General features: G+C 77.3%; 2 protein-coding genes. One reads left to right on the forward strand and one right to left on the reverse strand.

Annotated elements, in window-relative coordinates; genetic code table 11:
* Positions 1 to 51: 51 nt before the first annotated feature.
* Positions 52 to 8,313, reverse strand: a complete 8,262-nt coding sequence (locus GTY84_RS20260) for a non-ribosomal peptide synthetase (RefSeq protein WP_161227716.1) — start codon at positions 8,311 to 8,313, stop codon at positions 52 to 54.
* 1,012 nt (positions 8,314 to 9,325) lie between these two features.
* On the opposite strand from GTY84_RS20260, the gene GTY84_RS34690 reads away from it, so the two are divergent.
* The gene (locus GTY84_RS34690; protein WP_161227717.1) at positions 9,326 to 10,513 is read left to right on the forward strand and encodes a hypothetical protein; all 1,188 of its coding nucleotides are present in this window, start codon (positions 9,326 to 9,328) and stop codon (positions 10,511 to 10,513) included.
* Positions 10,514 to 10,937: the final 424 nt, after the last annotated feature.

The following is a 10,937-nucleotide window of genomic DNA, read 5'->3' on the forward strand; positions in this document are numbered from 1 at the left end:
CGGTGCGGGGGATGGTGGCGGGCGGTGGACCGGTCCGCGGCGGTGGCGCCGTCACGCGGACCGGCGGGGGTCCGGCGGCGGGAAGAAGCCGGTGCCGGTGAAGTGGTCGACGTAGGCGCCCAGCAGCCGGGCGTCGAGGGTCGGCAGGTCGATGCCCGTGCCGGCCAGTCCGGCGGTGGTGTTGGACCGGTCGAAGCGGAGCCGGCCGAGCCGGTGGAGCGCGGGCAGGGTGTCGGCGAGCAGCAGCGCCGCGTCGAGGTCCGCCGTTCCCGTGTCCGCCCGCTCCCGTACGGTGCGGGTCCACTCCTCGGGGGACACGGCGTCCAGCCGGTGGCCGCGGGCGCGGAGGGTGTCCAGTACGTCGGTGACGGGGACGGGGTCGGGGCAGACCAGGTGGTGGGCCAGGCCGGTGCCGCCGGGGCGCCGGGAGAGGGCGACCACGGCGGCGGCGACCCGGTCGACGGGCACCATGTCGACGAGGAGCGGGCCGCGCGGGTCGCGCTCGGGGAAGGGGGCCGCGCCGACGATGAGCATGGCGCGGACCAGGTGCCAGAAGACGTCCCGGTCGGAGCCGGCCCCGGTGCGGGTGTCGCCGCCGATCCGGCCGCAGCGGTAGACGCTGACGGGGACGCCTCGCTCCCCCGCCGCCCACACCAGTTCCTCGGCCACCCACTTGCTGGCCGGGTAGCCGCCGGGGATCAGCCGCCGGGCGTCCAGCCGGAGCGCCTCGGGGACGGGGTCCGGCTCCGGGCCGCCGCTCGCGTCGCGGTCCGCACCGTCGTCCCGGGGCACGGCCACGGCCGCGGTGGACAGGTGGTGCACGGGCACCCCGCCCGCCTCGGCCGCGAGCCGCAGCACCTGCGCGGTGCCGGAGACGTTGGCCGGTGCGAGCAGGTCGTAGGAGTCCACGGCGCTCACCCGGGCGCCGTTGTGGTAGATCGCGTCCAGGTGCCGGGTCAGCTCCGTGAAGTCCTTCGGGTCGAGCCCGAGCAGGGGGCGGGTGAGGTCGCCGGGGACGGGCACGATCCGGCCCCATGACGGGGCGTCGACCGTCAGCCCGTAGGTGTCCAGGGCGGCCTGGATCCGGGCGAGCGCGTCCTTCTCGCTCGGCGCCCGCACCAGGCAGTGGACATCGGCGCCGGTGCGGTCGAGGAGTTCCCGCAGCAGGAACGCGCCGAGGAACCCGGTGGCGCCGGTCAGCAGGACGTTCTCCCGGCGGCCGGGGTCCGGGGGACGGAGGAGTCCGGACCCGTGGCGGGGACCGGAGGGATCACCGTTGCCGGGCGGCGGGACGGTCCCGGGAAGGTGTCCCGTGCCGGACGGGTGACCGGTGCCGGACGGACGCACCGTGCCGGACGGGCGGGGCCGCACGGCGAACGCGGGATCGAGACGGGCGTCCGCGCTCAGGCGGGCGGGACCGGTGGAGCCGGCGTCCTCGGGCCCGTCCGCGGACTCCGGTCGGGTCCCGGCGTCCAGCACGGCCAGCAGCGCACCCGGCGTCTGGTGCTCGAAGAGCGTGCCCACGCCCACCGCCGCGCCCGTCCGCCGCCGCAGTTCGCTGATCAGCCGGGGCACGAGCAGCGAGTGCCCGCCCAGGGCGAAGAAGCTGTCGTCCAGGGTGACGTGCCCGACCTTGAGGACGTCCGCGAACACCTCGCACACCAGCCGCTCACGGGCGCCGACCGGTGCCCGCCCGGCCGGCAGCGCGGCGAAGTCCGGCTCCGGCAGCGCCGCCCGGTCCACCTTGCCGGTGGCGGTCACGGGCAGCGCGTCCAGCACCGTGATCACGGCCGGGACCAGATGGTCGGGCAGGACGGCGGACACCCGGGCGCGCAGCGCGTGGCCGTCGGTGGCCCGGACCCGGTCCGCGGGCACGGCGTACCCGGCGAGCAGGATGCCGCCGTGCCGGTCCGGGCGCGGTACGACGACCGCCTCGGCGACGCCCGGCAGCGCCCGCAGCGCCGCCTCCACCTCACCGGGTTCGACCCGGAAGCCCCGGATCTTGAGCTGGTCGTCGGCGCGCCCGGCGAACTCCAGGTCGCCGTCGGCGTTCCAGCGGGCCAGGTCGCCGGTGCGGTACATCCGGCTGCCGGGTGCGCCGAACGGGTCGGCGACGAAGCGGTCGGCGGTCAGCGCGGGGCGGCCCAGGTAGCCGCGGGCAACCCCGGCACCGGCGACGTGCAGTTCGCCGACGACGCCGGGCGGCACCAGGCGCAGGTCGTGGTCGAGGACGTAGACGCGGGCGTTGACGGTGGGGCGCCCGATGGGCGGGGCGACGGGGGCGGACAGCGCTCCGCTGAGCGTGGCGCAGACGGTGGTCTCGGTGGGGCCGTAGCCGTTGTACAGGCGGCGGCCGGGGGACCAGTGGCGGACGGTGTCGCCGGAGGACGCCTCGCCGGAGACGATCATCGAAGTGAGGGAGGGCAGCCGGGCCGGCTCCAGGACGGTGAGCGCGGCCGGGGGCAGGGTCGCGTGGCTGACCCGGTGCCGGGCGACCAGCGCCGTGAGCGCGGGGCCGGGCGCGGTGGCCTCGGCGGGGGCCATGACCAGGGTCGCGCCGGTCAGCAGGGTCCCCCACAGCTCCCACACCGCGCCGTCGAAGCCGTGCGGGGCGAACTGGAGGACACGGCTGCGTTCGGTCACCCCGAAGCGGCTGGTCTGCGCCCCGGCGAGGCCGGCGATGCCCGCGTGGGTGACGACCACGCCCTTGGGGCGGCCGGTGGAGCCGGAGGTGTAGACGACGTAGGCGGGATGCGCCGGGGTCAGCGGGGCGCGCCGGTCCGCGTCCGTGACGGGGGTGCCGGGGTGCCCGGCCACCGCCCGCCGTGTCTCCGGCGCGTCCAGGAGGAGCCTGGGCGCGTCCGCCGTCCCGGGCAGGGCGGGCGCGGTGGCGGTGTCGGTGAGCAGCAGGACCGGGCGGGCGTCCTCGGCCATGAGCGTCAGCCGCGCGGCCGGGTAGCCGGGGTCCAGCGGGAGGTAGGCGCCGCCCGCCTTGGTGACGGCGAGGGCCGCGACGACCGCCTGCGGGGTGCGGGGCAGGGCGATGCCCACCACGTGCTCCGGTCCGATCCCACGCGCGATCAGCTCCCGGGCCAGTCGGCTGGAGCGCCGGTCCAGGGTGCGGTAGTCGACGGTGCGGACGCGTCCCCTGCCGTCGTCGTACCGCACGGCGGTGGCGCGCGGGGTGCGGCGGGCCCGGGCGCGGAACAGCCCGGGGAGGGTGCCGAGCGGCACGTCCTCGTCGGGCCGGCCGCTGCGGGCGAGCAGCAGGTCGCGCTCCCCGGGCAGCAGGACACCGAGGGAGCCGATCCGCTGCCCGGGGTCGGTCGTCGCGCCGGTCAGCAGCCGGAGGAAGCGGTCGAGCAGCCGCTCGACGGCGCTCCGGTCGAAGAGGTCGGCGCGGTACTCCGCGACGCCGGTCATGCCGCCCGCCCGCCGGTCGGGCCCGTGGTGCTCCTCCAGGCTCACCGAGAGGTCGAAGCGGGAGGCGCCGGTGTCGGCGCGGCGCGGGGTGACGGCCAGTCCGGACAGGCGCGCGGCGCGGCCGGGCGCGTTCTGCAGGGCGAGCAGCACCTGGAACAGCGGGTGGTGGCCCGCCTCGCGGACGGGGGCGACGGCGTCGACGAGCTGCTCGAAGGGCAGGTCCTGGTGGGCGTAGGCGGCCAGGTCGCCCTCGCGGACCCGGGCCAGCAGCTCCCGGAAGGAGGGATTGCCCGAGGTGTCGGTGCGCAGGACCAGGGTGTTGACGAAGAACCCGACGAGGTCGTCCAGGGCGGGGTCGGTGCGTCCGGCGACCGGGGTGCCGACGACGATGTCGTCACCCGCGCCGAGCTTGGTCAGCAGCACGGTCAGGGCGGTGTGCAGCACCATGAAGACGGTGGCGCCGAGTTCCTCGGCCAGCAGGACGATCCGCCGGTGGAGGGCGGGGTCCAGAGTGAAGTGCACGGTGCCGCCGGGACCGTCCGGGGTGCCGGAACCGCCCTCCAACACCGGCCGGGTGGCGGGGAGCGCCGTCCGGCCGGGCAGGTCGGCCAGCGCCCTGCGCCAGTGGGCGAGCTGCCGGGCCGCCGTGCTGTCCGGCTCGTCCGCCCCGCCCAGCAGACGCCGCTGCCAGAGCGTGTAGTCGGCGTACTGGACGGGCAGGGGCGCGGCGTCGGGGGCGCGGCCGGCGCGGCGCGCGGCGTAGGCGTCGGCCAGGTCCCGCCAGAGCGGCGCCAGGGACCAGCCGTCGCAGGCGATGTGGTGGACCACCAGGACGAGGACGTGCCGTTCGGGCGCGAGGCGCAGCAGCCGGGCGCGGATCGGCAGGTCGTGGGCGAGGTCGAACGGCTCGCGGACCAGGGCGGCGACGGCGGCGTCGGTGCGGGCGCGGCCGGTGGCGGCGTCGGTGTCGCCGGTGCCGGTGTCGTCGGGGCGCGTGCCGTCGGGGCCGGGGCGCGTGCGCGTGCCGTCGGTGCGCGTGCCGCCACGCGGCGGCGCGGAGCCGGGGGCCGGGCCGTCGGCCGGTGTGCGGTCGGCCGTGGTGCCGTGGGCCGGTATGCCGTCGGACATGAGGTCCGCCGGTGTGCCGTCGCCCGGTATGCGGTCAGGGGGTACGGGGGCCACCGCACCGTTCGCCGACGTGCCGTCGGCGGACCCTGCCTGCGGCGGGACCGCGCCGTGCGGGAGGTCGGTCACGTCGAGCGGGGGCCGGGCCGCGGCCCCCGTCAGGACCTGCTGGTAGGGGACTCCCCCGGTCTGCGGGAAGACGGTGCGCAGGCTCTCGTGCCGGGCCACCACATCGGCCAGCGCCCGTTCCAGGGCGTCCCGGTCCAGCGGGCCGTCGAGGTCGAGGACGAGCGGTACGTGGTAGGCCGCGCCGGTGTCGTCGAGCTGGTCGAGGAACCACAGCCGCCGCTGGGCGTACGACAGCGGTACCCGCGCGGGCCGCCGCTCCGTCGTGAGCGCGGGGCGCCGACCGGCCTCGGCCCGCCGCACCGCTTCCGCCAGTCCGGCCACGGTGGGGGTCTCGAAGACGCCGCGCACCGGCAGTTCCACCCCGAGGAGGGCGCGCAGCCGGGTGCTGAGCCGGGTGGCGGACAGGGAGTGGCCGCCGAGGGCGAAGAAGCCGTCGTCGATGGTGACCTCGCCGACGCCGAGGATCTGGGCGAACAGCTCGCACAGCAGCCGCTCCAGCGGATCGCGCGGCGGCCGTCCGCCGGGGGCGGCTCCGGTGCCGGGCTCGGGCAGCCGCCGCCGGTCGACCTTGCCGTTGGCGGTCAGCGGCAGGCGGTCGAGCACCACCGTCGCGGCGGGCAGCAGGTACTCGGGCAGCCGGTCGCGCAGATGGGTGCGGACCGACGCGAGCAGCGGGCCGGTGTCGCGGGCCCGCGCGGGGGCGTTGACCAGGGCAGCCGGGGGCGGGTCCGCCGGGAGCGGGGTACCGGGGACGAGGGTTCCCGGGGGCCGGTCGGTGAGGACGAGGTCGAGGGTGCCGGGGGTGGTGGCCGACCAGAGGGCGGAGAGCCGCAGGCCCAGGGACTCGGCCGCCCGGTGGAACCCCTCCAGGTGCTCCTCCGGCGCGGGGGTGCCTCCGGGAACGGAGCCGTCCGGCGGAGCGGAGCCCTCCGGGCCGGGGGCGCCGTCGGGACCGGAGGTGCCCCCCGGACCGGAGGTGACATCAGAACCGGGGGTGACGCCCGGAGCAGGCGGGACGTCCGCACCGTGCGGGACATCCGCGCCGCGCACGGCATCGGGGCCGGTGGTGTCCCCGAGCCCCGGGGTGTCACCGGGTCCGGGTCTTCCCTCGGCTCCGGAGGCGGCCTCCGCCTCCGGTAATCGTGCCGCCGCCGGGACCTCCCCGTCCTCCGCCAGGGCCCGCGCCGTGCGGTGCACGGACCGCAGCCGGGCGTCCGGGACACCGGTCAGCCGGAGGGTCACCCCGGCGCGCTCGGGCGTCGGCCCGGCCGGTCCGGCGGCGTCGGCGAGGTCGGCGGGGGTGGTGACGTCCCGCCCGTACACCAGCTCCCGGACGTCGGGGGGCGGCGCCGCGGGGCGGTCGCCGGGACCGCCGGCCTTGCGGAGGACCGCGTCGTAGCGGTAGCGGGTCAGTTCGTTGGCGTACCGGCCGCGTTTGACGCGGGTCTCGCTGCCCACCACGTCCGGCAGGGTCCCGGCGAGCCGGGTGAAGAAGGCCGGGTCGACCAGGAGTTCCTTCTCCCGGACCAGGCTCCGTTCGACGGCGGCGCGCAGGGCCTCGCGGTCCTGCGGGCGTCCCGGGCGGCGCAGTTGGACGTCGGTGTGGAAGGTGCGCAGCAGCCGCAGGTTCCGCACGTCGCCGACGAAGACGGTGCCGCCGGGGGCGAGCACCTCGACCGCGGCGGTCAGCACCTCGGCGAGGTAGTCGCCGTCGGGGAAGTACTGGGTGACGGAGTTGACGACGACGGTGTCGAAGAGGCCGTGCGGCAGTTCGCCGGTGCGGTGGGCGGGCAGGTGGCGCAGTTCGACCCGGCCGGCCAGCGCGGGGTCGCGGCCCACATGGGTGCGCAGGGCGGCGACGGCCTCCCGTGAGAGGTCGGTGCCCCAGTACGCCTCGCAGTGGGGCGCGAGGCGGGAGAGCAGCAGGCCGGTGCCGACACCGATCTCCAGCACCCGGCGGGGGCGCAGTTCGCGGATGCGGGCCACGGTGGCGTCGCGCCACTCGCGCATCTGCTCCAGTGGGATGGGCCGGTCGTCGTAGCTGCTGTTCCAGCCGGAGAAGTCCTCGCCGAAGGGTGCGGCGGCGGTGTCCTGGTAGAGGGTGTCGTAGATCTGTCGCCACTGGGCGACGGACTCGTCGTCGCCTGCGCCGCGGCCGGCCACGGGTACGGACCCGGTCCCGTCGGTGGGCCCGGTCCCCTCCGGGGTCCGCTCGGCGGGGACGACGTAGGCGACCAGCCGCCGCTGGCCCGCGGGGTCGGGGCGGACGACCACCGCGGCCTGGGAGACGCCGGGGTGGGTGCGCAGGACGGCTGCCACCTCGCCGGGCTCGACCCGGAAGCCGCGGATCTTCGCCTGGTCGTCGCCGCGGCCGACGAACTCCAGCTTCCCGTCGGCGGGGCGGCGCACCAGGTCGCCGGTGCGGAACAGCCGGGCGCCGGGGGTGCCGCAGGGGTCGGCGACGAAGCGCTGGGCGGTCTGCGCGGGCTGCCCCCAGTAGCCGCGGGACAGGCCCGAGCCGCCCAGGTACAGCTCGCCGACCTCGCCCGGCGGGACGGGGCGCAGGTCCGGGCCGAGGACCTCCGCGCGCATGCCGGACATGGCGGCGCCGATGGGCACGGCCCCGCCGAGGGTGCCGGGGTCGCTGACCCGGTGGCAGGTGGCGAAGGTGGTGGTCTCGGTGGGTCCGTAGCCGTTGACCACGGCCGTTCCGGGGCAGGCCGCCAGCACCCGGCGGACGGCGGCGGCCGGGACCTCGTCGCCGCCGGTCCACACCTCGCGCAGTCCGGCGAAGCAGCCCGGGTCCTCCTCGGCGAGCACCGCGAACAGCCCGGCGGTCACCCACAGCGCGGTGACGCCCTGGCCGCCGACGGCCGAGGCGACGGCAGTGGCGTCGAGTTCGCCGGGCGGGGCGACCACGACCGCGCCACCGGTGAGCAGCGGCACCCACAGCTCGTAGGTCGACGCGTCGAAGGCGTGCGGCGAGTGCAGCAGGACGCGGGCGTGGGCGCCGCCCGTCCAGGCCCGGTCCCCGGCGAGGTCCACGACGTTGCGGTGGGTGACGGCGACGCCCTTGGGGACGCCGGTGGAGCCGGAGGTGAACATCACATAGGCCAGCCGCCCGCCGTCGACGGCGGCTTCGTGGTCCTCGGGCACCGCTTCCGGCTCGGGACCTGCGGCCGGGGGCACCCGGAGGACGCGCAGGCCGGCGGCGGCCTCCGGCACCGGGAGTTCCCCGGTGGTCAGCAGGAACCGGGCCCCGGTCCCCTCCAGCATCCCGGCCAGGCGCGCCGAGGGCTGGCGCGGGTCGAGCGGGAGGTAGCAGCCGCCCGAGCGGGCGACGGCGAGCAGGGCGACCACCAGTTCCGGGGAGCGGTCGAGCGACACGGCCACGACACGCTCCGGACCGACCCCGGCCTCCACCAGGCGCCGGGACAACGCGGCGGCGCGGGCATCGAGCTGTCGGTAGGTCAAGGTCAGGGCCCCGCTGACCAGGGCGGTCGCTCGGGGGGTGCGCCGGACCTGCCGGGCGAACGCCTCGGGGAGGCTCGCGCCGCGGTCGGCGGGACGTTCGGCGAGGCGCCCCTCGGGGCGCTCACGAAGGCGCCCCGAGGGGCGCGGGTCGGACAGGTGCACGGAACTCCTCTGTACTCCTGTGCGCACCCGACGGGGACACGGCGGCAGCGGCGGTCCGGTCGGGGGCGTGGGGACGGACACCAGACGGGCTGGGGGTACAGGCTGTTCAACGATGCGCGCAGATCGCGACAAAGAATGTCACGCAGTGTTGCGCCATGGTCACTCTTTCAGCTCATCTGCGCACAAAGCGTCATTTACCGTTTGCTATCGGTAAGAACGCTGGTACCGGGGACGGAGAGGTTCATTCCGCGCAAGGGCGTCCCCACCGGAAGACTTCCCTCGGCTCCCTCGTGTCACATCGGCACCGGCGACATTGGCCGGAAGCAGTGATCGGAGATCCCTCCCGGGGGCCAACCTTCGGCAAATCCCGGTCACGGACCGCCACCCGGTGAGAAGATCGCGCGCCGGACCCGCCCCACTCCGGCCCGCTCCCCCTCCCGTACCGCGCCCGGCGTCCGCGCCGGTCCGTACTCCCCTGTGCCGACAAGGAGTTCACCCATGGCTGAGTCGACCCGCCCGCGTCACCCGCGGGGCGGAGGCCGGGGCTCCGTCGCCGTACGGAAGTGCCCCCGCCGCACCGGCTCACCGGCGGGACGGGGAGACGTCCGCCCGCACGCACCCGGGCCCGCGACCCCGCGCGGACGGGCGGCCGGTCCCGCCGGAACCGTCACCGACACCTCCGCTCCCCAGCGGCGGGGCGGCCTCGCGCACGCGCCGGCCGGGAAGGCGCGTGCGGCACGGCCCCGGCCGTCCGCCGCGCCCGTACCGGCGCGGCCCCGGGCCCACGGCGCCGCCCCGCGCACCGGGTCCTGTCCGGCGGCGGGAACACCGCCCACCGGCCGGGGGCACGCCTCGCCGTCCGCTCCCTGAGGAGCGGCGGCCCACCTCCGCACCGCACACGGCCGGGACGCCCCGGGGGCGCCGGACGGCCCTCCCCGCACGCCCCGGCCCGCTCACCCGATCCCACCGCGTCCGGCGTCCGCCGGACCGCCCTCACCCCGATGGAGTCCCCATGGTCACCCCGGATCCCACCGCCTCACCCGCCGCCACGGCCACCCTCACGAGCGACGGCTTCCGCCCGGACACCGGAGTCAGCGCGGAGATGGTCGGCCGCCCCATGCGCTTCGCCTCACGGCGCCACGCGGCCACCGAGACCTACGCGGAGGTCGCCGCCGACCGCGTCTGGCGCGCCCAGCGGAGCCTCGGCGTCAGCGGTGACGGCCGGGAGTCGATACACGCCCTGCTCCAGGAGACAACCGGGCCCTGGGGACGGCTCCCCGTCGGCACACCGCCCGCCCGCGCGGGCTGGGTCTCCATCGACGGATCGCCCTTCGAGCCCTCCGTCGCCTGGGCCGGTGACGTGCCGGGCGTCCGGATCTCCCTCGAACCGCCGGGCGACGGCACCGCGGTCTCCCGGATGCGCGACGCGATGGCCCTCACCCGGCGGCTGGCCGGCCGTCCCGGCGTCTCCGTCGACCGACTGCTGGCGGTGGAGGACCTGTTCGCCGAGGACGACCCCCAGGGCTACTTCACCTTCGCCCACGCCGTGGCCTGGCGGCCGGGCGCCGACCCGCAGTACAAGGTCTTCCTCAACCCCGCGGTCGCCGGGCGGGAGGACTCCGCCCGGCGCACCGGGGAGGCCATGCGCGACCTCGGCCTGGAGACCCCCTGGCGGGCGCTGGCGGACCACCTGGGCGGGGCCTTCGGACCGGCCCACGAGCCGGTGGCCGTCGCCCTGGACCTGACCGGGGGACGCGACTTCCGCGCCCAGGTGTACGTGGCCCACTCCGGGGTGGGCGCGGCCGGGATCGACGCCAGGTCGGCCGTCGCCCGCGACCACGAGCCGGGGCTCTTCGCCCGCGCCCTGAAGAGCGTCAACGGCCCCGACGGGACCGAGGCGTGGCGGCGCAAGCCCCCCGTCACCACCTTCACCCTCGACACCGTCCACGACCTGCCCAGCGCGACGCTGTACATCCCGATGATCCCGGTCCACGACCACGACGCCGCCGCGCGCGACCGGGTGGTGGCCTTCCTGCGCGCCGAGGGCTCGCCCGCCGCCGCCCCCTACGCCAAGCTCCTGGACGACCTGGCCGACGGCCCCCTCACCGAGTCGTTCACCCAGAACTTCGTCTCGTACCGGGGCGGCCCGAAGCCCCGGTTCTCCGTCTACCTGGCACCGGGCCTCTACCGGGCGGCGTGACCCGGGGCGGCGGGGTGCCTCCGGGGCGGCCGGGGGACCGAGTGGCCGAGTGGCCCGGGGAGCCGGGGGCCGGCGGCACCGGGAGCCGGGGGCCCGGAGGCACCGGAGTGACCCGGGGCGAAGGTGACCCGGGGCGGCCCGGCCGGCACGCGGCTTCCGTCCGCCTCCTCCCGGCTCCGCCGCCCGCCGCGCCCGACGGAGGTGCGTCCCGTCCGGGTGCCGCCGCGAGCGGCGCCCCGGTTAGTCGTCCGGGTGCCGGGCGCCGCTCACGACCACGGCCACGGCGGTGGCACGGGCGCCCGGCCGGGCGCCGGGCACCCGTCGGCGTCCCGGAGGGGCGAACATCCACCGCGGGCGGTCGGGGAGGCGTCGGGGACACCGGGGACGGACGCGCGGGCCGCGCCACGGAGAGGGCATGCCCGCC

This window comes from Streptomyces sp. SID8352 (assembly GCF_009862265.1).
In the GTDB taxonomy this organism is placed as follows: Bacteria; Actinomycetota; Actinomycetes; order Streptomycetales; family Streptomycetaceae; genus Streptomyces.

Excerpts from the sequence above, each read along its gene's own strand:
- GTY84_RS34690 (WP_161227717.1), top strand. The coding sequence starts at position 9,326 with ATGGTCACCCCGGATCCCACCGCCTCACCCGCCGCCACGGCCACCCTC.